At 61.1% G+C, this 23,820-nt stretch carries 21 protein-coding genes; 10 read left to right on the top strand and 11 right to left on the bottom strand.

All coding sequences use genetic code 11. From position 1 onward, the window contains the following. Positions 1–322 precede the first annotated feature (322 nt). Positions 323–2,605: a heavy metal translocating P-type ATPase gene (locus LQ215_RS01725; RefSeq protein WP_230147131.1), complete on the bottom strand. Its 2,283-nt coding sequence runs from the start codon at positions 2,603–2,605 to the stop codon at positions 323–325. A 239-nt stretch (positions 2,606–2,844) separates the two neighbouring features. Here LQ215_RS01725 and LQ215_RS01720 point away from each other — a divergent pair, with 239 nt between their 5' ends. Both LQ215_RS01720 and LQ215_RS01715 read left to right on the top strand, forming a co-directional pair. Then, positions 2,845–3,492: a BON domain-containing protein gene (locus LQ215_RS01720; RefSeq protein ID WP_230147130.1), complete on the top strand. Its 648-nt coding sequence runs from the start codon at positions 2,845–2,847 to the stop codon at positions 3,490–3,492. A gap of 137 nt (positions 3,493–3,629) precedes the next feature. Continuing rightward, positions 3,630–4,997: an erythromycin esterase family protein gene (locus LQ215_RS01715; protein WP_230147129.1), complete on the top strand. Its 1,368-nt coding sequence runs from the start codon at positions 3,630–3,632 to the stop codon at positions 4,995–4,997. An 8-nt stretch (positions 4,998–5,005) separates the two neighbouring features. Here the strand turns inward: LQ215_RS01715 and LQ215_RS01710 are convergent, their stop codons facing one another. The 3 genes from LQ215_RS01710 to LQ215_RS01700 are packed head-to-tail and all read right to left on the bottom strand — an operon-like array spanning position 5,006 to position 7,318. After that, positions 5,006–5,674 carry a dienelactone hydrolase family protein gene (locus tag LQ215_RS01710; protein ID WP_230147128.1) on the bottom strand — a complete coding sequence of 223 codons (669 nt, stop codon included), beginning with the start codon at positions 5,672–5,674 and terminating at the stop codon, positions 5,006–5,008. Then, on the bottom strand, positions 5,667–6,371 hold the full coding sequence (locus LQ215_RS01705) for a phosphoribosyltransferase (RefSeq protein WP_230147127.1): 705 nt from the start codon (positions 6,369–6,371) through the stop codon (positions 5,667–5,669). Before LQ215_RS01705 ends, LQ215_RS01710 begins: the two co-directional genes overlap by 8 nt. A gap of 56 nt (positions 6,372–6,427) precedes the next feature. Further along, positions 6,428–7,318, bottom strand: a complete 891-nt coding sequence (locus LQ215_RS01700; protein ID WP_230147126.1) for a universal stress protein — start codon at positions 7,316–7,318, stop codon at positions 6,428–6,430. A gap of 334 nt (positions 7,319–7,652) precedes the next feature. On the opposite strand from LQ215_RS01700, the gene LQ215_RS01695 reads away from it, so the two are divergent. The 4 genes from LQ215_RS01695 to LQ215_RS01680 all read left to right on the top strand — a co-directional run bounded on the left by LQ215_RS01695 (position 7,653) and on the right by LQ215_RS01680 (position 11,687). Beyond that, complete coding sequence (locus tag LQ215_RS01695; protein ID WP_230147125.1) at positions 7,653–8,219, top strand: phosphoribosyltransferase family protein; 567 nt, start codon at positions 7,653–7,655, stop codon at positions 8,217–8,219. 113 nt (positions 8,220–8,332) lie between these two features. Beyond that, on the top strand, positions 8,333–9,298 hold the full coding sequence (locus LQ215_RS01690) for a ribose-phosphate diphosphokinase (RefSeq protein ID WP_230147124.1): 966 nt from the start codon (positions 8,333–8,335) through the stop codon (positions 9,296–9,298). Positions 9,299–9,476: 178 nt separating this feature from the next. Further along, on the top strand, positions 9,477–9,974 hold the full coding sequence (locus LQ215_RS01685) for a BCAM0308 family protein (RefSeq protein WP_230147123.1): 498 nt from the start codon (positions 9,477–9,479) through the stop codon (positions 9,972–9,974). Positions 9,975–10,007: 33 nt separating this feature from the next. Next, positions 10,008–11,687: an HAD-IIB family hydrolase gene (locus LQ215_RS01680; protein ID WP_230147122.1), complete on the top strand. Its 1,680-nt coding sequence runs from the start codon at positions 10,008–10,010 to the stop codon at positions 11,685–11,687. 70 nt (positions 11,688–11,757) lie between these two features. Here the strand turns inward: LQ215_RS01680 and LQ215_RS01675 are convergent, their stop codons facing one another. From LQ215_RS01675 to LQ215_RS01665, 3 genes are all read right to left on the bottom strand, one after another. Then, positions 11,758–12,465, bottom strand: a complete 708-nt coding sequence (locus LQ215_RS01675) for a haloacid dehalogenase type II (protein ID WP_230147121.1) — start codon at positions 12,463–12,465, stop codon at positions 11,758–11,760. A gap of 121 nt (positions 12,466–12,586) precedes the next feature. Next, positions 12,587–14,035 (bottom strand): APC family permease, encoded by a 1,449-nt coding sequence (locus LQ215_RS01670; RefSeq protein ID WP_230147120.1) that lies wholly within the window; start codon positions 14,033–14,035, stop codon positions 12,587–12,589. Positions 14,036–14,216: 181 nt separating this feature from the next. After that, the gene (locus tag LQ215_RS01665; protein ID WP_230147119.1) at positions 14,217–15,185 is read right to left on the bottom strand and encodes a helix-turn-helix domain-containing protein; all 969 of its coding nucleotides are present in this window, start codon (positions 15,183–15,185) and stop codon (positions 14,217–14,219) included. A gap of 215 nt (positions 15,186–15,400) precedes the next feature. On the opposite strand from LQ215_RS01665, the gene LQ215_RS01660 reads away from it, so the two are divergent. The 3 genes from LQ215_RS01660 to LQ215_RS01650 all read left to right on the top strand — a co-directional run bounded on the left by LQ215_RS01660 (position 15,401) and on the right by LQ215_RS01650 (position 18,945). Further along, positions 15,401–16,774: an aspartate aminotransferase family protein gene (locus tag LQ215_RS01660; protein WP_230147118.1), complete on the top strand. Its 1,374-nt coding sequence runs from the start codon at positions 15,401–15,403 to the stop codon at positions 16,772–16,774. 45 nt (positions 16,775–16,819) lie between these two features. Next, positions 16,820–18,274, top strand: a complete 1,455-nt coding sequence (locus LQ215_RS01655; protein ID WP_230147117.1) for an aldehyde dehydrogenase family protein — start codon at positions 16,820–16,822, stop codon at positions 18,272–18,274. Positions 18,275–18,381: 107 nt separating this feature from the next. Beyond that, a complete protein-coding gene (locus LQ215_RS01650) occupies positions 18,382–18,945 on the top strand; it encodes a cytochrome b (RefSeq protein WP_230147116.1) in 564 nt (187 codons plus the stop codon). A gap of 38 nt (positions 18,946–18,983) precedes the next feature. Here LQ215_RS01650 and LQ215_RS01645 read toward each other — a convergent pair whose 3' ends face one another. The 4 genes from LQ215_RS01645 to LQ215_RS01630 are packed head-to-tail and all read right to left on the bottom strand — an operon-like array spanning position 18,984 to position 23,179. Then, a complete protein-coding gene (locus LQ215_RS01645) occupies positions 18,984–20,486 on the bottom strand; it encodes an alpha/beta hydrolase domain-containing protein (protein ID WP_230147115.1) in 1,503 nt (500 codons plus the stop codon). Continuing rightward, positions 20,483–20,857: a DUF6152 family protein gene (locus LQ215_RS01640; RefSeq protein WP_230147114.1), complete on the bottom strand. Its 375-nt coding sequence runs from the start codon at positions 20,855–20,857 to the stop codon at positions 20,483–20,485. Before LQ215_RS01640 ends, LQ215_RS01645 begins: the two co-directional genes overlap by 4 nt. Beyond that, positions 20,854–21,783, bottom strand: a complete 930-nt coding sequence (locus LQ215_RS01635; RefSeq protein WP_230147113.1) for a hypothetical protein — start codon at positions 21,781–21,783, stop codon at positions 20,854–20,856. Before LQ215_RS01635 ends, LQ215_RS01640 begins: the two co-directional genes overlap by 4 nt. A gap of 58 nt (positions 21,784–21,841) precedes the next feature. Beyond that, positions 21,842–23,179 (bottom strand): alginate export family protein, encoded by a 1,338-nt coding sequence (locus LQ215_RS01630; RefSeq protein WP_230147112.1) that lies wholly within the window; start codon positions 23,177–23,179, stop codon positions 21,842–21,844. A 238-nt stretch (positions 23,180–23,417) separates the two neighbouring features. On the opposite strand from LQ215_RS01630, the gene LQ215_RS01625 reads away from it, so the two are divergent. After that, the gene (locus LQ215_RS01625; RefSeq protein WP_230147111.1) at positions 23,418–23,801 is read left to right on the top strand and encodes a DUF6152 family protein; all 384 of its coding nucleotides are present in this window, start codon (positions 23,418–23,420) and stop codon (positions 23,799–23,801) included. Positions 23,802–23,820 lie beyond the last annotated feature (19 nt).

Genomic DNA, 23,820 nt, shown 5'->3' with positions numbered 1-23,820 from the left:
AGACAGACCCGAAAAGTCCGCTCAGGGATATCAACTCATAACCCATATCCCTCTTCCGAGCGACCACGGATTTGCCACATTCGGGCTGCTCATCCAGTATACGGAGGCGCACTGAATACCAGCCACGGACACCCAGGTCCGTGTCGGAAATCGCCGTTCGCGATCGCTTGTAAACCCGGCGTGAATGGGGGCATAACTGGGGGCATAATTCGATTTTCTCAGGCTGTAACTACCGCCCTAGAGCCCAGTCAAAATGTTTTTCGGCGACCCGGACAGCCTTTGAAGGACTGGCAGCACGGTCTTTTTTCCCTGGCTTCAATCGCTAGCGCCAATCCAAATAACGAAACAGCTCTTCCTCTTGTTCAAAGTGCAGTTGCACCAAGGTGTCCAGGCGGATCAGTTGATGCTGGACCTCATCGGCAGTTGCCGTGGCGGGGGCGCAACTGAAGTCGTCGCTCATGCGCGCAAGCAAATGGATCAGGCGAAAAATCTCGCGGTGGACGTGGCTCATGGCCGACAGCGGGTCCTCGCCTGGCATGTTTCGTATCAGCAGTGGGTACAGCGTGTGCTCATCTTCGCGCTCATGCTGTGCCAGTGATGTCTGCAGAAGGCTGACCAATTCCGCCAGATCAGCCCGTGCCTGCTCAGGTGGTCGCTGGGCAAAGTCGTTGGCCATTCGGTGCAGATCGCTCAGTAGCGCACCGAGTTGCTGGTGTTCAGCTTGCAGGTGGTCGATATGCTCAGCCGCCAGCTTTCTTTTCCCCAGCGCCCAGAAGGGCCCCAAGGCGTGCAAGGCGTTGGCAATGATCACCACGTCGATGCCCTCCTGCACCACGGCGCCAATCAGCGGCGGTAGATAACCGAGGGCTGCCAGCGTCATGGCCAGCAATGACATGCCCATCCCCACCAGCACGCCTTGACGAGCGATAAAACGGGTGTGCCGGGCGATGTCCAATGCCTCGACCAGGCGATCCAGGCGATCGACCAGCAACACAACGCCCGCCGCTTGTGCAGAAGCGGTGGCACCGCTGGCCCCCATCGCCACGCCGACGTTGGCCGCCGCCAGCGCGGGGGCGTCGTTGATGCCATCACCGACCATCAATGTGCTGGCGCGCTGGCAGCCCTGCTGTACAGCCTGCACTTTGTCCTCGGGGGTCAACCCGGCACGCAGTTCATCTATCCCGGCAGACAGGGCGATCATTTCGGCCGTTTCCAGGCGGTCCCCGGTGAGCATGACGATCCGCTCAATCCCTCTATTGCGCAGTCGACGCAGGGTTTGCGGGGTTTCGCGGCGAACAGTGTCCAAAAAGACCAGCAGGCCCGCGAGCTCACCATCCACGGCGATGAAGCTTGCGCTGCAGGCCTGGTAATCCACGTGGCGCAGCATGGTGGCGGCCCAGTCGGTCACGGGCGCATCGTGACTGGCAAACGCCAACGTGCCAAAACGCACCTGGACGCCGTCGACCTGCCCAGACAACCCTGCACCAGGACTCTCCTCTACCGCTTGCGGAACGTAGAGCGGCAGTTTGCGCTGATGCGCCGCGTCAACGATGGCCTGGGAGATGGGGTGTGTCGAAGCCTGCGCGAGCGAAGCGGCCAGGCCAAGCAGGCGCTGCGGATCGATGGGGCCATTCGTCTCGATCGATTGCAAGCGGGCATGCCCGCTGGTCAAGGTGCCGGTCTTGTCGAGGAATACCTGTTTAATGCCGGCCAGCGCTTCCAGGGTCACGCCATCCTTGATCAGTATTCCGCGCCGCGCGGCCCGCGAGATACCGGACATGATGGCAATCGGCACTGCCAGTATCAAAGGGCACGGCGTGGCCACCACCAGGACCGCCAGTGCCCGCAAGGCATCGCCACTCATGTACCAAGCCACGGCTGCCATCAGCAACGTCAAGGGGATGAAGAACAGTGCAAAACGGTCAGCCAGGCGTACGAAAGGCGCGCGGGAACGGCGTGCCGCCTCAGCCAGGCGCACGATCCCGGCATAAGTGCTTTGCGCCGCCGTGCGTGTGGCAATGATCAGGATGGAGGCACCGACATTGGAAACTCCGCTGGACAGTTGTTCGCCTTCCCGGCGCGTCTGGGGTAACGATTCGCCGCTGAGCGCCGCTTCGTCGAGAACCGCCACAGGGCTCAGCAAGCGACCATCAACCGGAATCACTTCCCCCAGCCGCACCAGTAATGTTTGATTGGCCTGGACCTGCTCAACGGGGATTTTGCGTAGGCCGCCCTCCTCCTGCACCCAAGCAAAACGTGGTGCCCGATCGATGAGCGCACTAAGTTCCCGCTCGGCACGTTGGCGGGTGAAGAACTCCAGGATCCGCCCGCTCGCCAGCATCAAGGCAATCAGCGCGGCTACCAGGGCCTGCCCAAAGGCCAGAGCCGCGGTGATCGACAGCAGGGCGATCAGGTCGACACCGCTCTCGCGCCGGGCCAGGCGCTTGAGGATTTCAACCAGCAGGACCGCGGACATGACCAGGCTGCCTGCCGCCCAGCCTATCGTCGCCCATTCGGGTTGCTGCGCAACATGCGCAATGGCCCCAGCCAGCAGCGTCAGTGCGGTGAACAGCAAGAGAACGGGGTCCAGCCATTTATCGAGCATAAGAAAAACGTCCTCAAAAACGATTGGCCTGCCTCGTTGTGCGAATCCTGGCGGCACGATCAGGGCTCGATCCGCCTGCGTGTCGTTGCCCGTCGGGACATAGCCCTTACCCTATCGATCCTAGCGATCAACGGCCAGCGAGCACTGTTGCCCACTTGACCTAGCTCAATGTCCTGGCGCTGACCAAGGGTAAAAAAGAGCAACGGGCGACTCCTGCCCCTTCTACCGAGGACATCGTCATGAGCGACCTGAGCCTGCGCAACACCATTCTGGAAGAGCTTGAATTCCAGCCCGGTATCGATGCCGCCGACATTGGCGTTGCCGTACACGATGGGGTTGTCACCCTGACGGGTCATGTCAGCGACTACGCCCAGAAAATCAGCGCCGAACGTGCCGTCAAGGCAGTAAAAGGCGTGCGCGCAGTGGCCGAAGAACTCCAGGTAAGATTGGACAAGGAGGCCGGCACAACGGATGACGCCATCGCCACTCGCGCGCTGCACATCATTGATTGGAGTTCCGATCTTCCAATAGGCGCCGTCAAGGTGATCGTGGAGAACGGCTGGATCAGCCTGGAAGGCCAGGTGGACTGGCAGTACCAGAAGGAAACGGCAGAACGGGCCGTGCGCAAACTTTCGGGCGTGGTCGGCGTGGACAACCGGCTCACGCTTCGTCCCCAGGTGGCCGTGGCCGATATCCAGCGGCGCATTGAAGAAGCGCTTAAGCGCAATGCCGAAATCGACGCCAAGGCGATTCAAATCAAGGTTGAAGGCAGCGTGGTCAAACTTGAAGGCAGGGTGCATCTGTGGCGTGAACGTCAGATCGCGGAACGGGCCGCGTGGTCTGTACCGGGGGTCAACAAGGTGGAGGATCATTTGCTGATCGCCTGAACCTGTATCCCATAAGCCCCGCCGCAACGCTGTTCACTCAAGCCAGTAGATGAATCTACGCTTGAGCTGAACAGCATGACTTTTTCTCAGGGACTTTGACATTCCACCCGCATGCTCAACTTTGAGGGATGACGTTCATGAACTCACCTTCGCAAAAACTGATGGAAAAGCTCTACGGTCGGCAATACCACGTCGATAGGGCCCACATCGCCCCTTTGCTGCGTCAATACGCGGAACCACTGCCGGACCTGGACTCACCCGGCTTTGCCGAACTGTTCGATCGCTACGCCGACGCACGCGTGGTATTGATCGGCGAGGCGAGCCATGGAACCCGCGAATTTTATCGAGCCAGGGCGGCGATTACCCAGCGGCTGATCGAGCGTCACGGGTTCAACATCGTGGCGGTTGAGGCCGATTGGCCGGACGCCGGCCATGTCGACCAGTACGTCCGCGGGCTGACGCATTCGGCATGGAAACGCCATATCTTCAGCAGGTTCCCCACCTGGATGTGGCGTAACAGCGAAGTGAAGACCTTCACCCATTGGCTTCACCAGCACAATCACCGACTGGCTGCCGAGCAGCGCGTCGAGTTTCGCGGATTGGACGTCTATAGCTTGCGCAACTCCATTCATGAGGTGCTGAGCTATCTGGAGCGGGTCGACCCGCAGCTGGCCCATGAAGCCCGCCGCCGCTACGGTTGTTTGACGCCGTGGCAGGATGATCCTGCGCTGTACGGCCATTTTGTCGAGCGCGACGGTGTCATGCCCTGCGAACAAGCGGTGGTCGAGCAGCTCAACGTCATGCTGGCCGAGCAATTGGCCGGGCTCATCCGCGACGACGAAGCGTTCTTCAACGCGACGCAGAATGCCAGGGTGGTGGTGGCGGCGGAACAGTATTACCGCGCGGTTTATCGAGGATCGACGCTGTCCTGGAACCTGCGGGACCGACACATGTTCGAGACCTTGCGTGCCTTACTCGAACATCGGGGGCCACACGCCAAGGCGGTGGTTTGGGCACACAACTCCCATATCGGCCATGCAGGCGCCACGGAAATGGGTTGGAAGGGGCAGTTCAACATCGGCCAACTGTGTCGTAGCACCTATGGCCGCGACGCGGTGCTGATCGGCATGGCCACCGACAGGGGCCAGGTGGCTGCCGCCGATGACTGGGACGGTGAGATGCGGATCAAGGACATTCGCCCTTCCCGGCCGGACAGTTGGGAGCATCAGTTCCTCAAGGCTGGGGTTGCGGCGTCCCTGACCGACTGGCGGGAGCCGCGGCGAACAGAACTGCGACGAGTTTTGTCCACCCCTATGCTGGAACGGGCCATCGGGGTGATTTACCGCCCCGATAGCGAGCGTTCCAGCCATTACTTCGAGTCGGTACTGGCCGAACAATTCGACGCCATGATCTGGTTCGAGCAAACCACGCCGGTCACGGCGCTGCCCCTGCCGCAAAACCAGCCACTGGAACCAGAGGACGAAACCTATCCGTTTGGCGTATGAGGAGATAGTTAGCCCGCAGAGGGGCTGGAAGCCAACAGGTATTTTTCAAACCAGTCGCCGGTAAGCCTGGCGACTTCCTCCAGGGTGCCCGGCTCTTCGAAAAGATGCGTGGCCCCCGCCACGACTTCCAATGCCTGCTCGCACCGAAGGACCCGGTGAATTTGCTCATTCAAGCCCAACACCAGTGGGTCCTGGGCACCGACAATCTGCAAGGTCGGCGCCTTCACCCTGACCAGCGCCGCCCCCGCCAGGTCGGTTCGCCCTCCCCGGCTGACCACTGCCGCGACCGCATCCGCGCGATCGGCAGCCGCCACCAGCGCCGCCGCTGCACCGGTGCTGGCGCCAAACAGACCGATCCGCAGCGCGCGCAGTTCAGGGTCGCGGCCAGCCCGGTCGATCACCTGGATCAGCCGCCTGGCCAAGAAGGAAATATCGAAACGCAACTCCCCGGTCAGATTGTCCATGCGCTGCTCCGACTCCGAAAGCAGGTCGAACAACAGCGAACCCAGGCCACGACGGGCCAGGACATCGGCTATGTATTGATTGCGTGGGCTGGTACGACCACTGCCGCTGCCATGGGCGAAGATCACCAGGGCGCGGGTGTTCGCCGGCAAACGCAGGTCAGCCGATAACTCGACGCCTGGCAGGTCGATGGATCGAGATTGAGGTTCAAGCATCTGGATGCTCCGTCGTGCAACCGCTAGACGCTTCCCGCTGCCAGGCCTGGTGCATGAGATCGATGACTTCTTCGTCCGACGTCTGGGCGAAATCCAAATACCAATAACCGATCGACATCATCCACTCGGGAATGAGTGGGCAAATCACTTCATTCACTTCGCTGCGCAACGCCTCGACCGTTTCCAGCGGTGCAACCGGCACCGCGACAACGATGCGCGCCGGGGACTGCACGCGTACCGCATGGACCGCGGCCATCATGGAGGAGCCGGTTGCCAGGCCGTCGTCGACCAGGATCACGACCTGGTCCTTGAGCTGCAACGGCGGGCGATTTCCCCGATACAACTGTTCACGCCGCGACAATTCCTGCGTTTCCCGGGCGACCACCGCCTCGAAGCTGGCGCGGTCGATCGGGTGCACCCGCAGCGCGTCGTCGTTGAGGATTTGTATGCCACCGCTGGCAATGGCGCCCATGGCGAACTCCGGGTGCGTCGGGATGCCGAGCTTGCGCACCAGCATCAGGTCCAGGCGAACCTTCAAGGCCGTCGCGACTTCATAAGCCACCGGGACGCCACCACGGGGCAAGGCCAGGATGATGACATCAGCTCTGTTGGCGTATTTGAGCAAGGGCTCGACCAACCGCCGCCCGGCCTCGGTGCGGTTCGGCAAAGTGGTTTGCAATGAGGGGCTCTGAATCATGGGAACCTCCTGAGGCAATGGTGCCTGTCGCTTCGTTATGGACGACCCCGGTCGCCCTAGATGGCCAGGACGCTGCAAGTTACCTGGTACAGGGTGTGTTCGGTCGTGCTACCCAAAAGCTTTTCCAAGCCGTGGGACTGGACCCTGCCCATCACAATCACATCCATATGCTGCTCATCGGCGAACGCGCTCAGCACCGCGACAGGGTGCCCTTCAATGAAGTGACGTCGGTCAGCGGCTACGCCATATCGGTCAGCCAGGTCGAAAAAGGACTTTTCATGCTCTTTGCGCAACTGCGCACCGAGATCCGAGATCGCTAGGCCGCCGCCGCCCATATCGCCCATGTACGCCATCGAGATGTCGCAGGCATACAGCAAGTGCAGCTCGGCATCGCATTGGATGGCGAGTCCGCATGCCTGCTGGATGATCCGCTCATTGAGCTCGTCGTCTTGCGCCAGGGTACTGGACGCGTCGACCGCCGCCACGACCTTGCGCGGCAAAGGGCGGTCACTTTCACCCAGCAGGTACACCGGTACCGGGCAATGGCGCAGCAAGCGCCAGTCCAGGGGGGTGAAAAAGGCTCGCTTGAACGCTGACTCGTGCTGCACCTGCTTGATCAGCAGGTCGGGCTGCATCTCGGCGACGTGATCGAGAATGTCTTGCTGCATGTCATCGGCCCAGGTTACCTCCGTCGTCACCTCGATGCCTCTGTCGTGCAGGTGATTCGCCTGGTTCTTGAGCCAATCGCGATGATCTTGCAGGTAGCCTTCGCGCGCCTGTTCCCGGTCACCTTCTTCGAGCAGTGACAACATTTTCCAGGAAGGGATCAAGGCGGCAACGTGCAGGCTCGCACCGCTGGCCTTGGCCAGGGCCGCAGCGCGTCCCAGGGCATGGGAGTGGCGCAGGGCCGGGTTGATGATCAGCAATAACCGTTGATACTGGCTCATGATCGGACTCCTAGGAACTGGCATAGGAACAGGCAATAGGAACTTGCACGTTTGTCACTGCCTGCCACCGCGGGCCACTGTCGTATCTGCCGCTGCAACGGGCACCTTCGTTGTAGATCCACCATCCTCTGTCAGGGCACCCGTGGCGTTGATATATATCAATTACTTTCGTCGACCGCGCATTCAACGACGCATGCGCGTCGGACGAGCTGGCGTTTCGCCCTCGTCAATCACCGGCCTTTGTTTGGACCGCGATTGATCAATGTCAATCTCGTCAGTGGCAACCGGATTACCTTGGGTCCATAACCCATGGTTTACGGACAGGAGAAAGGCGATGACGATCCTATTGGCCAGTCAGCGGGTGCGCCTGTACGACAGCAACGAGCTGGATGACGTGCTGCAGGCAATGGCGCGCAAGGCCGCGACTCTCCTGCCTCCGACCCACGCGGCACTGATTGGTATCCAGCGCCGGGGCGAACCGCTGGCGCAACGGTTGCGCGAGTCCATTGCGCATCTGACCGGCCAGCCGCAATTGCCCCTTTACCCTCTCCGGGTCAAGCGCTATGCCGACGACCTGCAAGTGCTGCATACCTACACCCAACTGACCGAAAACCCAGCCCTGGGCGGTCTCGACCTGGCCAATACCACCTTGCTGGTGGTCGACGATGTGCTCTTCGAAGGCCATTCGCTCTTGCGCACTTGCGCGTACCTGGCGCAACTGGGGGCTCGTCGCGTCCATACCGCCGTACTGGTGGACCGGCATATCTGCCAGCAACCGATTCGGGCCGACATTGTTGGCATACATTTGCAGGTCGCCACCGATGACATCGTCGAATGCCACGTGCCGCCCTTCGAAGAGGAGTATTGCATTGAGGTGGTGCGCCATGGCGCCGCCCGTTGAGGATGCGCTTGATCAGGGCTTGCGGGCCACGCAGGCTCGCAATGACAAAAATGCATAGGGATACGTGCCACTGAAATCAGGCGCCATTGCCGGCAGCCCCATAGGAGTCCTGCATGCTCACCCTGCCCCCGCTTCTTTTTGCCCTGCAAGGCAGCGAGCACTACGCCGCTCGCGTGGCTCAACGGCTTGGCTGCCCGTTGGCACGCCATGAGGAACGTGACTATGAAGACGGCGAGCACAAGTGTCGTCCGTTGGATCCGGTAAACGGGCGCGAGGTCATAGTCTTCCATTCCTTGTATGGCGATGATCGGCAGAGCGCCAACGATAAGCTGTGTCGCCTGCTGTTTTTTTGCGGCGCCCTCAGGGATGCCGGCGCGCGCCAGGTGCAGGTGGTTTGCCCTTACCTCTGCTACGGGCGCAAGGACCGCCGCAGCCAGCCCCAAGACCCGACCATCACCCGCTACGTGGCGTCGTTTTTCGAAGCCAGTGGCGTCGATCGCCTGCTGACCCTGGACGTGCACAATCCCGCCGCGTTCGATAACGCCTTTCGCCTGCCGGCATGGAATCTTCAGTGCGCGCAATTGTTCGCCGAGCATTTCGCCACACAAGTCGGCGACGCCGCCGTGGTGGTAGTGTCGCCGGACTCAGGGGGGACCAAGCGCGCCGAACACTTTCGCCAGGCCCTGGAGTGGCAACTGGGGCGTCCGGTCGGCAGCGCCTTGATGGAAAAGCACCGTGCCCATACCACGCTCACGGGCACACTGCTGATCGGCGATGTTGCCGGCAAGACCGCCATTGTTTTCGATGACCTGATCAGCACCGGCGACACGCTCAAACATGCCGGTTTGGCTTGCCAGAAGGCCGGTGCCGCACGTTTGCTCGCCGCTGCCACCCATGGTTTGTTTACCGCTGGCCCTCGCCTGTTCGACCCGCCGATCTTCGAACACATCGCGATCACCGACACCGTCACGCCGTTTCGCCTGCCGCCCGAGTGCGTCACACAACACTTGCAGGTGCTCGACAGCACCGGCCTGATCGCGACGTTCCTGGCGGAGAATGGTGCATTTGATCGCGCGTGAACAAGTGGATCACTTGTCCAGGGTGGGATGACCGCCTGCCGGCACCTGCCTATAGGTTGATACAAATCAACGTTGGAGGCCGAAACAGAGTCCCAAATGAAGTCATGAAGTCCAGGGATGGGTATTCGATTTTCAATCAACTGTGGATTTTTTCATCTCAATGCCCGAGGGAAACGCCATGGACAAGTATCAGAAAAGCCAGAAAGACAAGTTGTTCAAAAGCGCCGCCCATGACCCCTATCGCTTGCAGCGCGTCGAGGGTTCAGCGCTGTGTCCGCACTGTGGTGCTGTGTACCAGGCCGGAAGTTGGACCTGGAATCGTCCTGAGAACACCGTGGTTCATGAAGCACAAGAAACGGCATGCCCCGCGTGTAGACGCATCGATGACGACGCACCGGCAGGAACACTCACGTTGTCGGGTGGTTTCTTGCAAAAACACCGAAGTGAAATCATCAACCTGATTCAAAACACTGAAAAAAAGGAAAAAGCCGAGCACGCCCTGGAGCGCCTCATGAAGCTGACCGAGTCAGGGCAGAACCTGGTCGTGACCACGACCGGTATCCACTTGGCCAACTGCCTGGGCCATGCATTGGAGGGTTCTTTCAAAGGTAAGGCCGATTATCGATACAGCGGGGATAAATATGGGGTGAGCATCCGCTGGACACGCGACGAATAGACGAAAGCCGATTAAACCAAGCCGGTAAACAGCATGCACTTCTTAGCCTTGGCAATGGATTTTGACGGGACCATTGCCGAAAACGGCAACGTCCCGCCGCAGGTCTGTGCAGCGCTCACGCGCCTCAAAGAGAGCGGCCGCAAGTTGCTGCTGGTGACCGGTCGGGAACTGCAAGCGCTCAAGCACCAGTTTCCACAGCTTGACCTGTTTGACCTGGTGATCGTCGAAAACGGCGCGCTCTTGTACGACCCCGCCACGGACACCGAAGAACTCATCGCGGATCCAGCTTCCACCGAACTGGTGGCCAGCCTGCGTGACAAAGGGGTCTGGCCGTTGTCGATCGGCCGATCGGTCATCGCCACGTGGCGTCCGTTTGAAAACACGGTGCTCAGCAGCATCCGCGAACTCGGCCTGGAGTGGCAGATGACGTTCAACAAGGACGCGATCATGATCTTGCCGCCTTGTGTGAACAAAGCGTCAGGCCTGAGTGCGGCGCTGCGAAGACTGGGGATCTGTGAGCTGAATGTGGTGGGTGTGGGTGATGCGGAAAACGACCACGCCTTTTTATCGATCTGTGGCTGTGCCGCGGCCGTGAACAATGCCATTGCCTCGATAAAGTCCAGCGCAGACGTGTGCCTCAGCCAGGACCATGGCGACGGGGTCTGCGAGCTGGTGGAGATGCTGCTGGAAAAAGACGTCGCGTTGGTGCCCATCGAGCGCACCGGAGTCCCGTTGGGCCAGACCGTTGATGCGAACAAGGCCTGGTTGCCTGCAGAGTCGGTGCTGCTGGTGGTTGGCAATTCTGGCTCCGGCAAATCCAGTTTCATTACCTGGCTGACAGAACGAATGGTCCAGGCTCACCAGGATTTCTGCATCATTGATCCGGAAGGCGACTATCTGACCCTTGACGACGCGGTAACGGTGGGTGGCCTGACCGTGCCCCCGACGACCGAGGAGTCGGTGCAACTGCTTCTACAGGCGCGGCTTAACGTTGTGGTCAGCGCCTTGGCCCTGGATCCGGCTGCGCGTGTGCAACTGTTTGGCGAGCTATTGCCCGCCATCCATCATCTTCGCAACGTTTCGGGCCGACCCTATTGGCTAATCGTGGACGAAGCGCATTACATGCTTCCCCACTGTGCCAATTGGCCCCCCGGCTTTCTCGGCAACATGGGAGCCATCATCGTTGCCCTGAACTTCGATCAGATATGCCCGGCGCTCCTTGATGAGGTAAACGTGCTGGTCACGTTCGGCAGCACGGCCCGGGAACTGGTCGAACAGTTCGCCAAGCGCATACAACGCAGCTGGCCCGCCTTTCCAGAGCGCCCTCCAGGCTTGGAACATGCCTGTCTGTGGAACCTGCGAGAAGGCGAACATGTGGTGCTACTCGAGCAGGTCCAGCCAGACCAGAAGCACCATCGTCACAGCGGCAAGTACGTCTCGGGAAACGTCGGCGCATGGCATGCGTTTCACTTTCCGGCCCTAGGCAAAAGTGCCACAAACCTGACGGAGTTTTTGTCCCTCTCGATGCAACTGTCCGATGTCGCTCTTGGCGAACATATGAAGGCCGGCGATTTTTCCAACTGGTTCCGCCATATAATCCGCGACGATGTGCTTGCCAACAAGACACGCCTCATTGAAACGGACAGCACCCTGGCCCCCAGGGTGGCATTGGAACAAATCCAACAATGGGTGCAATCGCGCTACCACCTTTAGGGGCATGCCGTCCGCATCCGGGCTCAAGCGCGTGCTGCTCCCGATTCCGCTTGAACAGTCCCTCAAGCCGCTAGAGCTTATGTTCAAGATCGATGAAGCTATCGGCCTGCCAATCCCAATCCTGGGCTTGGGCGGCATCGGGTGCAGGCGCTCCACCGTATTCCATGGGCCGGTCGATATAGGCCGTCATCAGGCCGCACGCCCTGGCCGCCGAAAGATCGCTGTGGTGGCAGGCCACCAGGCAGAGTTCAGTGGGTTTGATGTCCAGTGCCCTGGCCGTGGACAGGTACGCCGCAGGATCCGGTTTGTAGGTTTGCGCGAACTCCGCCCCCAGTAGCGCGTCCCACTGCAAACCGTTGTAGCGGTTCATGGCGATCATCAAGGCCACATTGGCATTGGACAAGGTCACCACTGCAAAGCGCCGACGCAGCAGGGCCAGGCCCTCGGCCACGTCAGGCCAAGGGTCCAGGCGGCGCCAGGCATGGGCAAGCGTGTGCAACACCTCGGGGGCAATCTGGTCGACTTCCAGGCCGTAAGTCGTCAACAACTGGACCAGCGTCTCGTAGTGCAATGTGTCCAGCACGACGAAGCCTCCATGCCCCTTGATGCACTCGCGCAGCGCTGGCGCATACAACCGGCGCCATTGCATGGCAAATTCCGCGGGGCTGACCGCGGGCAGGTAGGTCGACACGAAGGGACTCGCCTCACGTGCGATGCCTGAATGCCAGTCAACCACGGTACCGAACACATCGAATGCCAACGCGCGTGGAAGCGTCATCGCAAGACTCCTCTGCTATCTAAGGTCCAGCCTGGCACACTGGCCGCTGAGGCGCTGGAACGCGGGAACCCAATGAGCTTAGCCTTATCCTTTTCAAGCGCCATCGATACTGCGCAGCCCCCTATAGCTTGTGGCTGCCCAACACCTGATACCGTTGCGGCGCGGCCTTGCGCAGTCGCGCCGCGAGGAACACGCCCGTCAGCAGCGCAGCGGGAATGATGGCGCAGAGGCCGTATGACAAGGCCTTGCTCGCGCCCGTCAGCACATCGAAATGCACCACCGCGATAAACAGCACCGCCAATAGCGCCAGGCAGGAGAAGCCCGGGAAAATCCGCCCACGCCAGATCCCCAGGTTGAGCTCGGGGTGGCGGCGGGCAAAGGCCCACACCGCCGCGGACGTGAGCGCCATCAGCAAAATCACGCAAAGCGTCGCCAGGTTGGACAGCCAGGCGAACAGTTGCAGGATCGGGTCGGCATCCATCGCGGCAAAGATCAGCACGACCACGGCAGAAATCAAGCTCTGCAACGCCGAGCCCATGTGCGGGCTCTGATGGACGCGATGAGTGGTGCCCAGGCGGCTGTGAAGCAAACCGTCACGTCCGATCGCGTAGAAGTAACGGGCCGCGGCATTATGGAACGCCAGCAGCCCGGCGTAGATGCTGACCATGAACAGCACGCGGATGACCTGGGTCAGGCGCGGGCCGACAAAGTGATCGGACATGCCATAGATAAAGGTCGTGGGGTCCTGCAAGGCCTGAAGCGTGGAGACGATTTTGTCCGCCCCTACGCCGATGACCATCGACCAGATCGACAGCGCGTAGAACCCACCGATCAGCAAGACCGAACAGTAGGTGGCAATCGGGATCGTACGTTGCGGGTTCTTGGCCTCTTCGCCGTAGATAGTGGTGGCCTCGAAACCGATGAACGCGGCGAAACAGAACAGCAGGCCGATTGACGGCGTGCCGCTGAACACGTGACGGCCCGCAAACGCGTCGAGATTGATGCCACTGTCACCGCCGGTCCTGAGGATGGCAAAGTCCAGGAGCAGGATGGCCAGATATTCGGCGATCACAATGACCGACAACACCCGCGCCGACAGATCGATCTTGCGATAACCGAGAATCGCAACGCTGGCCATCGCCATCAGCGAGTAGGACCACCAGGGCAACACCAGGCCGAACACGCTGTCCATCGTGCCGCTGACCACGCCGCCGAACATGCCGTACAGGCCGACCTGGAGGATGTTGTAGGCAAACATCGCCAGCACCCCCGCCGCACCGCCGGCCAGGCCCCCCAGGCCGCGCGAGGTGAACGCATAGAAACCGCCGGCATTGGTGACGTGCCGGGACATGGTCGTGTAGCCCACCGAAAACGCCAGTAACACCAGCAAGGCCAGGACCAGCAACGCCGGTGTGCCGGCGCCGTTGCCCAGCATGATGCCAATGGGAAAGCCGCCGGCGATGACACTCAAGGGGCTGGCGGCCGACACCACGAAGAAGATGATGAAGCCGACACCCAGGGCCCCACGCTTGAGCTCCGTGGAGCTGTTGACCGGGAGAGGTACACTCATGTTTTCTTGACCTTATTGTATGAGGCAGGCGTTGTAGGATCGATGCAGTCAACCGCTCACCGTCACCGAATAGCGTTATTGTTCTTGTCGCACGCTGGATTCGATCCTATGCCTCTCCATGAACGTCCCACTATCCCAAATCGGTAACCAGAAACCTCTCCTCAAAAAACAGCGGCAATATTCAAGCAAGCGCGCAACCACCGATGGCCGCGCGCGCGGTTTGGGACGGCAATTCGGCGAACAGCTCCTGATATTGCGCGGCAAAATGGCTGAGGTGATAGAAGCCCCATTGGGCGGCGGCATCGCCGATCGAGAGATGCGACGCGCGGGTGGTCATCAAGGTCCGGCGCACACCGTTGAGCCGCACGGAGCGCAGGTAATTGATCGGGGTCGTCTCGGCAACCGAGCGGAAACTGTTCTGCACGGTACGTCGACTCACCTGGAGGCGCTGGCACAACTCATCCACGCTGGGCACGTTGTTCAGGTCCGCGGTCGCCAGGCGATGGCATTTTTCGACAATGAAGCTGCGCGTGGAGCTTGGCGAACGCTGCTGCTTGTCACAGGCCGGGTCGGTCATGAGTTGCAGCAACTCGTCGAGCATGGCCTGTTCCAATGCCAGCTCCCGATCTTGCGCAGGGTCGAGCTCTTCGCTCGAGAGCGCCTGGGAGAATGCAGCCAGCATCCGACGCCGAGCGTCAGCGTAGCGTCGCGTGGGGAGCCTGATCACCGGCTGGCGGAGTAACTGGCTGATTTCCTTGGCCGACGCGGTTTGCGCCAACGCCTGTTCGAACAATTCGCGTTCGAAGGTAATGGCCAGCAATTCCATGCCCATCGGCATGTGGAACATGAACTCCTCGCCGCCATGAAGAAAGAACAGGCTGCTCTCGTCCACCTCCCGCCCCTGCATCCGAATCGAACCCGGGACGGTGATGGGCACGGCAAAGCACATTTTGCCTCGGGGGGCGACGCCATGCTGCACCACGCGCTGGTTGATCTGCTCGCGGAATACGTGGCAACGCCCCGTCGTCAACTGGATGAGCGAACTCTCGGCCGAACCAGCGGTTAACTGATTGTAATCCTGGCTCCACTCCTGGACGGTGGCGGCGTGGACATGGATGTCACGAAAATGGCTGATGTTCTGATTTTTCATGATGACGAAAGCCTCGGCCAATATTCTTGTTTTTAGAATGCCTTATTGCGCGATATTCTCACATTAAGAGAATTCTGCAACTTTTCTTTGGGTCATGTCAGCGCCTAGGTGCGAGCGCCCGATCCGGCCCGTCCAATGTGCCGATTCGGGCTACCGGCCAGGAACGGGCCACGAGGATGATCGGGGCACTGTAACCGACATCCTGAGAGACCGTCATGAGTGAAGCCAAGCTAGAATCCCTCCATTTCGCGGATGCCCCGCGGATCTCCTCCAGCATTCCCGGCCCAAGGACCACCGAGGCCCTGGCATTGTCGGCGCGTACCGAGTCGATGGCTCGCGGCGGCGGACGCATGCCCGTGGCCATGGACCGGGCCTTCGGCGCGACTTTCAAGGACGCCGATGGCAACACCTACATCGACCTGTCCGCTGGCGTGGGCGTCAGCAGCGTAGGCCGCTGCCATCCGAAGGTGGTGCAGGCCATTCGCGAGCAATCCGAAGTGCTGATGCATGCCTTGGAAGTCAACAGCACCCGGCGCACCGAACTGGCCGCCAAGCTCTCCGAAATCGCGCCCGACGGCTTGCGCGGCGACTGCATCACGTTCTTCACGCAAAGCGGCAGCGATGCGCTGGAGGCGGCGATCAAGTTCGCCAAACGCGTCACCGGGCGGCACCAGATCATCGCCTTCCACGGCGGCTATCACGGCGTATGGAACGCCTCCGGTGCGCTGACCACAGGCACGGCCTACCGCAAGGGCTACGGCGCCCAGATGGGCGGGGTCATTCATGCGCCCTACCCGTATGCCTACCGTTTCCCCTTCGACACCACCCACAAAAGCGCCGAGCAAATTGCCGGCGACTACGTGGATTACCTGCTGAACACCCCCTACACCGCCGCCGATGACGTAGCCGCCGTGATCGTCGAACCGGTGCAGGGCGAAGGCGGCTACGTGCCTCCGTCACCCGAGTTCCTGCAACTGTTGCGCAAGGCCTGCGACCGCAGCGGCGCGCTGCTGATCGTCGATGAAGTGCAGTCCGGCGCCGGGCGTACCGGCAAGATGTGGGCGGTCGAGCACTCGGGCGTGAAGCCCGACATGCTCACCTTCGGCAAAGGCATCGGCAGCGACCTGCCGATGGCGGGCCTGATCATGCGCTCGGACCTGGCAGCCGCGATTCCTGATGGATCGATGCCCAACACCTTCGCCGCCAACTCGTTGTCCGCAGCCGTGGCGCTGACCAACATCAGCATCCTCCAGGACCCAGAGCTCGATTTGCTCAACCGTGCCCACACGCTGGGGCTGGAAGCGCAGGAACGTATCCGTGGTTTCGACAGCCCGTTGATCGGTGAAGTCCGCGGTCGCGGCCTGATGATCGGCATCGAGCTGGTCGAAGACCCGGTCACCAAGGCGCCGCTGGCACCGGACAAGATCGGCCAACTCATGGGCTACCTGTTGAACCACGGGGTGCTGATGATTCCCTGCGGTCGCTACAGCAACGTGATGCGCGTCATGCCTTCGCTGACGATCTCACGCGCGTTGTTCTTCAAGGCCCTGGACATCTTTGGCGACGCCCTGGCCTCCCTCAAGGGATGAGGTGTGTACACCCCGACTACGCCACATCACTTTAGGGACTGCAAAATGACTCAACACCTGAACCATTTTATCGAAGGCGCGTCCTTCGAGGCTTCCGACGGCCGTCGCATCACACTCGTCGACCCCGTGACCGAACAGATCTACGGCAGCTGCGCGCGCGGCACGGCCGAGGACGTGGACCGAGCCGTAGCGGCGGCACTCACCCAACTTGAGCGTGGCGCCTGGAGCCAGCTCGACGGCGCCCAGCGTGGCCGGTTGTTGTCGAAGCTGGCGGACCTGGTGGAGCGCGACACCGACCTGCTGGCGGACCTGGACGCCAATGCCATCGGGCGCTCACCGATCGAACCGCGTCGGCTGGACGTGCCCAACGCCATCGCCAACCTGCGCGCCGCCGCCGGCTGGGCCAACCAGCTGGAGGGCCGCACCATTCCCACCGGCGGTTACTTCGGCACCAAGGCCCTCTCGTACACGGTCCGGGAGCCGGTGGGCGTGGTCGGTGCCATCGTTCCCTGGAACTCGCCGCTGATGATCACCGTCTGGAAGCTCGCCGCTTTGCTGGCAGCCGGCTGCACCGTGGTCATCAAGCCTTCGGAAGAAACGCCGCAGTCGGCCCTGCACCTGGCGGCGCTGGCTCAGGAAGCGGGCTTCCCTGCCGGCGTGATCAACGTGGTCACCGGCTACGGCAACGAGGTGGGACGCGCCCTGTGCGAGCACCCGCACGTCGCCAAGATCAGCTTCACCGGCAGCCCCGAGGCCGGCCGCGAAATCCAGCGCACCGCTGGCGTGCTGTTCAAGCGCGTGGCACTGGAGCTGGGCGGCAAGAGCCCGCAGATTGTCTTCGACGATGCTTCGTTCGAGGACGCGCTGTTCGGCTGCTCGCTGGGCCTGTTCGCCAACCAGGGACAGGTCTGCGCGGCGGGCTCGCGCATCCTGGTCCAACGCAACATCGCTGATCGCTTCGCCGCGGCGCTTGCCGATGCCGCGCGAGCCGTCAAGGTCGGCGACCCTCGCCAACCCGGCGTGCAGATGGGGCCGGTGGCCAAGAAGGCGCAATTGGATCGCGTCAACCGTTACATTCAACTGGGCATCGACCAAGGGGCCACCCTGCTGGCAGGCGGGGTATCGAACCCTGAGCAGGGGTGGTTTGTCCGGCCGACCATCTTCGCCAATGCCCGCAACGACATGGCGATCGCCCAAGACGAGATCTTCGGCCCGGTCGGCACGGTGATCACGTTCGACAGCGAAGATGAGGCGGTCGCGCTGGCCAACGATTCCACCTACGGCCTGGCGGCCACAGTCTGGACCAGCGACCTGGCGCGGGCGCACCGCGTGGCGGCGGCGGTCAAGGCGGGTGCCGTGGGCATCAACTGCTGGAGCCCGCTGGACGCCAACCTGCCCTGGGGCGGCGTCAAGTCCAGTGGCGTTGGCCGTGAAGGCGGATTTAGCGGCGCATTGGCCTATACCGAGGAGAAAGTCATCACCGTACTGCTACCCAGCTGAGAACCAAAAAACCGCACTGACCGGACCACCCTCCAAGCGCCGTGTCGTGGAGGGTGGCCGTTCAAACGTGCATTTGCGATGCCTTGATGATGGATGGAGAGACCGCGATGAATCCGGCAAATCAAACAATAATTGATCGGTATCCGACGTCCCTGCGGATTTTGCACTGGGTGCGCGCCGTGCTCATCGCCGGCCTCCTCTGGGCAGGCTGGCACATGACGGGGCTGGATGACGAAGTGGCGAGCAAATATGAGCTCTATTACCCGTGGCACAAGTCCTTTGGGGTGCTGGCGTTTCTGCTGGCCTTGATTCAGATCACCCTGCGTGTGCGCACCCCCAGGCTGCCGCAACCGCCGGAAACACTGGCACGGTATGAGCGAGTTTCCTCAAGGCTTGCGCACCGCACCTTGTATGCACTGCTGGTGATCGTGCCGTTGATGGGCTATTCGATGTCGAGCACCTACACGATGAGCGACGGGGTGTTCTTTTTCGGGATAAACCTTCCGGAGCTCCTTGGAAAAAATGACGACTGGTTCGTTGTCTTCCAATGGCTGCATAAGGTGCTCGCCTATACCCTGCTCGCTCTGATCCTGGTGCATATTGCCGGCGCCCTCAAGCACCGGTTCTTCGACCGGGACCCTCGCAGCGACGTCCTGCGCCGCATGCTGTGACTTGATGAGGCGTTGGCAAGACATGCCAACGCCTTCACTCACGGCTCGGACCGCAGCGGCCCGGTAAAGTCCGCCGGCAAAGCGACTGGCTTGACGAATACCGCATCCTCCGTCAGCAAATAGCCTTCCTTGATCGCCTGTTGTTTGGCGGCCTCAAAACGACTCGCATAATTTGCATAGCTGCCGTACAACGCCTTCAGCCGCTGCGCGGAATATGGCACTTTCGTGTCGTAGGCTGAGCCGCAGCCAGTTTCCTGATCGGTCAGGTAAGTGGCGCTCGGTACCTTGATCCACGGCGGACGTAAACCTCCCAGCAGGTTCCCGGTCCGCGCGTCGCGGGCAACGCTTTTCCCCTCGCGACCGACCCGTTCAGCCTTGGGCATCGGTATACCTTCACGCACCCAGCGATCCATCGCATCGAGGATCGCGGATACGACCGTCTCCACCGGCTCGTCATAGAGGGACTGGCATTGCGGATCGTTGCGCTTGTCACCGTCAGCCGGGTGCGGCTCGGTTCCGTCGGTGCCCTGATCGACAAGCCGCAGGTGCGGCATGCCCGCGACCTCGTAGTAACGCAGCTTCGGTTGGTCCGTATCTTGCGGTAGCACGATCTCCTGACTGGCATCGTGCACCACCTCGGTCTGACTGTAGACCGTCACGAACGGAGCATCCATGGGGAGTTTGCGCGGAACCCTGAGCACCTCGCCCCCCAGGTCGCCATATACAACGTGCCCCGTCATATAGGCGTCGATCAGCGGTCCGCCGTCCGGCATGCGCCACTGCTGGTGACGGCCCTGATCGAGATAATCGAGCCAGAGCTGCCCATTGATTGCCCAAGTATTGACATAGATGCGCTTGACGTCGAGCCCTTGTGTGGGACCACTCTCAAGGTTTGACTTGAGCAGCAAAGCCAGCTGCGCAGCAATGCCCTGTGCCTGGGGCGGATACTGATCGGGACCGCTGCCGCGTCGAAACCGGTCGCTGTCATAGTAGCTGCCGAGCGGTGCGTAGCGCTTGTAGTCGTAGCGCCGCATGAAGTCCAGGTTCAAGTTACGGGGCTCGGGATCCCAATCCAATGTCTTGGGGTCGTTCGCCGGCCGATTGATGCTGAGTGTATAGCCGGCGAATGCGTAACCCTCGCGCATCAGGTAGTTGCGGGTGAGGATCCAGCCCGCGCCACGTTCCCCCATCCAACTGAACGGCTCCAGCACGACTGTGCCGTTGAAGCGTCCAGGATCCTTGGGTTTGCGGATAAGAAAACGCGTCACGTAGGGCGCGTCGAACAAGTGCTCGCCTGAAGCGGTGATCGCTGGCGCGAGCCCCAGCAGGTAATACTCCTCCTCTACATACCCGAACCTCTCCAAGTCGACATACTCGGTGCCGTGCCTTGACGCAGACGCGAGAGGCAACCGGCCGCTGGGAGGCACCGGGGAGATTTGCGGCATGGATGGGGTTTGCGCGACGACGGCCTCGCCCGTCGTCAGTACCAGCAAAGCCGCGATGGAAAGCCTGGGCAACCAAACCTCGCCCATAGGCTTCATTTCCAGGCTCCGATGGTTTTCCCATTGGGCATTCGCAGCGCCTGAAGGGCTCCCCCCGTCTTGGTCTCGTCCTTCATCGGCGCGAGCTGCAGGTCGACCTTGTCGCCCGGCTTGAGCGTATTGGCCATCCAGCCCTGACGAATCAGGATATTCGGGCCACCGGCCTCGATGGCCCAGGTCTCGCTCTTGTCCCCGGTCGGCACATCGACGAACAACCAAACGTGAGGGTTTTTAAACTGCACCTCACTCACTGTGCCGGTAATCGCGACGAGCTTCGACATGTCGAAGGCTGAGTAGGAGTGATGGGCAAAAACCACAGGTGCCGGCAAGCCCAGGAACGCCAAACCGAACAGCATGAATTTGAGATTCACTTCGTGTCTCCTTGAATATTGTTATCTGCTTGGTTCAGGCTCCGTCGCTCGGGAATCGTCGTGATTTCCGCGCCCGTCACGGGATCGATCGACTCGTTATTGCTGTCCTCGCAGACGAACTCCATGAATTCGCCTCCCTTGGGCGCACGGCGGAAAGTCAGCGGCGCCCATTGCCATGGTTTGACCAGCGCATCCGGATCTTCGACCCTGCCGTCCACCTGCAGCAGGCCTTCGTCGTTGATGAAGATCCTCTCCCTGATGATCATGCGCGGGCCATGGCCGAGCGAATCATCGGCATGCCCATACTCGCCCAACGTGGTTTCCTGCCGGATGTTGGTCGTCTCGACGACCAACACATTCCCCTCCCAGCGTGCGACCGAATGGCCCTCGAACGTCGGCGGCGATTCCTCCGGATTGGGGTGGGCGCGCCCATCGAGGTAAATGCGCCGAGTCTCACGCAGGAACTCTTGCGCCCAGTTGATTTGCGTCGGCGTCTGCATGATCTCCACCGCGTAGGGCCCGACCATGTTCGTTGGCATGCCCAGCACCTTGCACGAGGTCTTGAACTCGCTGCCCACTTTGGCGAGGGCTTCAGTGCGCTTCTTGGCGCTCTCGAGGTAGACACCCTTGAGTTCCGGCGTGGTGCCGAATGGAGGGCCAATATTGGTGTCGGGGTTATCGGCACCGGTGCTGTTGACGAGGGGGTCTACGGAACTCCCCACCGGCATCCACAACCCGCTGATGTCGGGCGGTGCAGCTTTCGGTTGGGCCGCGCTGGAGGTTGCACTGGGTGTTGCGGCGATGGCGAACGAGGGATTCACCGCGGCGGCCAGGATGGCCAGCAGCGCGATGACTGCATGAGCAAGAGGGAGCATTTTCATAGGCATGACCTGCGTCTTCTTCTGCACGTTGGTAATGACTGACATCCCGAAACCGCCACCTTTGAAGTGCGTGACGGCCGGTGCCAGGCGCGTGGATGGCAGCTCAGAAACTCACCCAGGCGATGAGCTGGAAATAGGTGTTCGTCGACGCGCTCCCGCTCTGGTTGCCACCGTTGCCGAGCCACTTATCGGGCTTGTAGAAGCCGACGAGGGGCGAGAGCGTGATGTTGTCCGTCACCATCCAGTCCAGGAAAAAGTCGAACTCGCGTGCGCTGAAGTCCTGCTCCCCCCGCCGGGAAAGCTGGTGGTAGTCGAAGGCCATGGCGTTAAGCGTCAACTTATCGGTCGGCATGACCGAGAGCAGTACATCATTGATCTGCATATTCGAAGTCACTGAACCTGCGTAATTCACGCCGACTTCACCTTGGTAGCGTTTGCGAAAACCGCCCTGGAACAGGAAGTCCCAGCCTTCGGAATAGCGCGTATAGCGATAGCTCACCGTTGGTTGCCATTTGACATCGGCGAAGGTGTAGCCCGCGTCGAAGAACATCGCCCGCTGCGACCCCGATCGCTTTTCCTGGCGCGCCACTTCGAACGCGAAATCTGCGTTCTCGATGCCGGCATTGCCCTGGCCACGGATGCTGTAGATGTCCATGCCCTTGCGCTCCCCCCGATCGCCAAAGACGTATCGCTCTTCGACATCCAGGCCGCGCACGTACGTCGAACCGATCGAGCCGATGGGCGTTGTGTAGTCGACGGTAGCGGCCGCCACTTCGGTCTTGGACTGCCCGGGATTATCCGACTTCAACCAGATCAGACTGCCGTGAAGGCCCTGCGTACCGCCCAGCTTCAGGACGGCCGTATTGCCGAACGCCAACCGCGGGCCGAGGTAAAAGGCACCGCCGCGATTGAATCGGCCGTCCGCTACGCCCTCGATGGGGTTGAAAGCGTTCCCGGGGGCGAACCCATCATCGGTAATCAGAAAGCCGTCCACCGTAACGATCTGCCGGCCAAAAGAAAAATCAACGCCGTCCGTGCCCAAGGCCGGAACCAGATCCCCTGACTTCCAGCCCAGGTAGGCATCTTCTACCGCGGTTTCTCTCTCATTTCCCGCGGTGATCGCTCCCGCGTCGCCGTCGCCCCATGACCCCGTACTGATCATGCTGAACCCACCGTAGATCGAGCCGGCATCGATTTTATCCGTCGTGCCGCTGATTCCATATTTGGCGAACCCTTCCTGCCATCGCATGCTGCCGGGCTCCCGTTGCGGGTCGCCGAGGTAATTCTCGCTGCTGCCGAACCAGCCAAACCCGGCCCAAAGCTCGGCGTTCAGGACGGTCCCGCCGTCGTTTTCGTTATAAAGCTCGTAGCCCTGCGCCTGCGGCTCAAACGCGCAGAGTGCAACCAGCGAAAGTAATGGGGCGTAGTGGGGGGTGCGCATGACGTCTCTCCTGTTTTTATATTTATGAGGCGAGTCATGAGTGTTCCGATTCGGGTCGCCCATGCGGTAGCCCAAATCAGCATGTGCAAGGGGTTGGCCCTGCATTTCCTCGGTGCCATTTCGCCTCACCAAAAAACATGTCCAGAGCCTTGAACGGTTGCCGTTTTGGGCTACGGCCTGCACCGGCGTCACCCCTATGCTGGGGCCATAAGAACGCATAAGAACGAGGCATCCCGTCATGACCCTATCACCGCTGTTACGTCAGGGGCTTTGCCTGCTGACGCTCGCCGCCTGCAGTGCGCTGCCGTCCCTGGCCACTGCCCACCATTCATTCGCGCTGTTCGACCAGACCAAGACGGTCACGGTCCAAGGCGTCGTCGAGCGCTTCGCCTGGACCAATCCGCACATCACGATTTACCTCGATACGCCCGGCCCGCCGGCCCAGCGCTTCAAGATCGAGACCGGCAGCGTCAACGCTTTGCAGCGCGCGGGTTGGACTGCCGATTCCATCAAGGCCGGCGAGAGCGCCGAGGTGTCCTTCCGGCCGCTGAAAAACGGTGACCCGGGCGGTCTGCTCGTGGAGATCAAGATCGGTGACGTCGTGCTCTCCGGCGGCGGATAGGCCAAGCCCCTCCCCCAGT

This window comes from Pseudomonas brassicacearum (genome assembly GCF_918698105.1).
Classification (GTDB): domain Bacteria; phylum Pseudomonadota; class Gammaproteobacteria; order Pseudomonadales; family Pseudomonadaceae; genus Aquipseudomonas; species Aquipseudomonas brassicacearum_F.
Note: the sequence above shows the minus strand (reverse complement) of the source record. Positions and strands in the feature narration are given on the sequence as shown.

Bases quoted from the DNA above. Each gene is read 5' to 3' on its own strand.
- LQ215_RS01725 (WP_230147131.1), bottom strand. From the start codon at position 2,605: ATGCTCGATAAATGGCTGGACCCCGTTCTCTTGCTGTTCACCGCACTG.
- LQ215_RS01720 (WP_230147130.1), top strand. From the start codon at position 2,845: ATGAGCGACCTGAGCCTGCGCAACACCATTCTGGAAGAGCTTGAATTC.
- LQ215_RS01715 (WP_230147129.1), top strand. From the start codon at position 3,630: ATGAACTCACCTTCGCAAAAACTGATGGAAAAGCTCTACGGTCGGCAA.
- LQ215_RS01710 (WP_230147128.1), bottom strand. From the start codon at position 5,674: ATGCTTGAACCTCAATCTCGATCCATCGACCTGCCAGGCGTCGAGTTA.
- LQ215_RS01705 (WP_230147127.1), bottom strand. From the start codon at position 6,371: ATGATTCAGAGCCCCTCATTGCAAACCACTTTGCCGAACCGCACCGAG.
- LQ215_RS01700 (WP_230147126.1), bottom strand. From the start codon at position 7,318: ATGAGCCAGTATCAACGGTTATTGCTGATCATCAACCCGGCCCTGCGC.
- LQ215_RS01695 (WP_230147125.1), top strand. From the start codon at position 7,653: ATGACGATCCTATTGGCCAGTCAGCGGGTGCGCCTGTACGACAGCAAC.
- LQ215_RS01690 (WP_230147124.1), top strand. From the start codon at position 8,333: ATGCTCACCCTGCCCCCGCTTCTTTTTGCCCTGCAAGGCAGCGAGCAC.
- LQ215_RS01685 (WP_230147123.1), top strand. From the start codon at position 9,477: ATGGACAAGTATCAGAAAAGCCAGAAAGACAAGTTGTTCAAAAGCGCC.
- LQ215_RS01680 (WP_230147122.1), top strand. From the start codon at position 10,008: ATGCACTTCTTAGCCTTGGCAATGGATTTTGACGGGACCATTGCCGAA.
- LQ215_RS01675 (WP_230147121.1), bottom strand. From the start codon at position 12,465: ATGACGCTTCCACGCGCGTTGGCATTCGATGTGTTCGGTACCGTGGTT.
- LQ215_RS01670 (WP_230147120.1), bottom strand. From the start codon at position 14,035: ATGAGTGTACCTCTCCCGGTCAACAGCTCCACGGAGCTCAAGCGTGGG.
- LQ215_RS01665 (WP_230147119.1), bottom strand. From the start codon at position 15,185: ATGAAAAATCAGAACATCAGCCATTTTCGTGACATCCATGTCCACGCC.
- LQ215_RS01660 (WP_230147118.1), top strand. From the start codon at position 15,401: ATGAGTGAAGCCAAGCTAGAATCCCTCCATTTCGCGGATGCCCCGCGG.
- LQ215_RS01655 (WP_230147117.1), top strand. From the start codon at position 16,820: ATGACTCAACACCTGAACCATTTTATCGAAGGCGCGTCCTTCGAGGCT.
- LQ215_RS01650 (WP_230147116.1), top strand. From the start codon at position 18,382: ATGAATCCGGCAAATCAAACAATAATTGATCGGTATCCGACGTCCCTG.
- LQ215_RS01645 (WP_230147115.1), bottom strand. From the start codon at position 20,486: ATGAAGCCTATGGGCGAGGTTTGGTTGCCCAGGCTTTCCATCGCGGCT.
- LQ215_RS01635 (WP_230147113.1), bottom strand. From the start codon at position 21,783: ATGTCAGTCATTACCAACGTGCAGAAGAAGACGCAGGTCATGCCTATG.
- LQ215_RS01630 (WP_230147112.1), bottom strand. From the start codon at position 23,179: ATGCGCACCCCCCACTACGCCCCATTACTTTCGCTGGTTGCACTCTGC.
- LQ215_RS01625 (WP_230147111.1), top strand. From the start codon at position 23,418: ATGACCCTATCACCGCTGTTACGTCAGGGGCTTTGCCTGCTGACGCTC.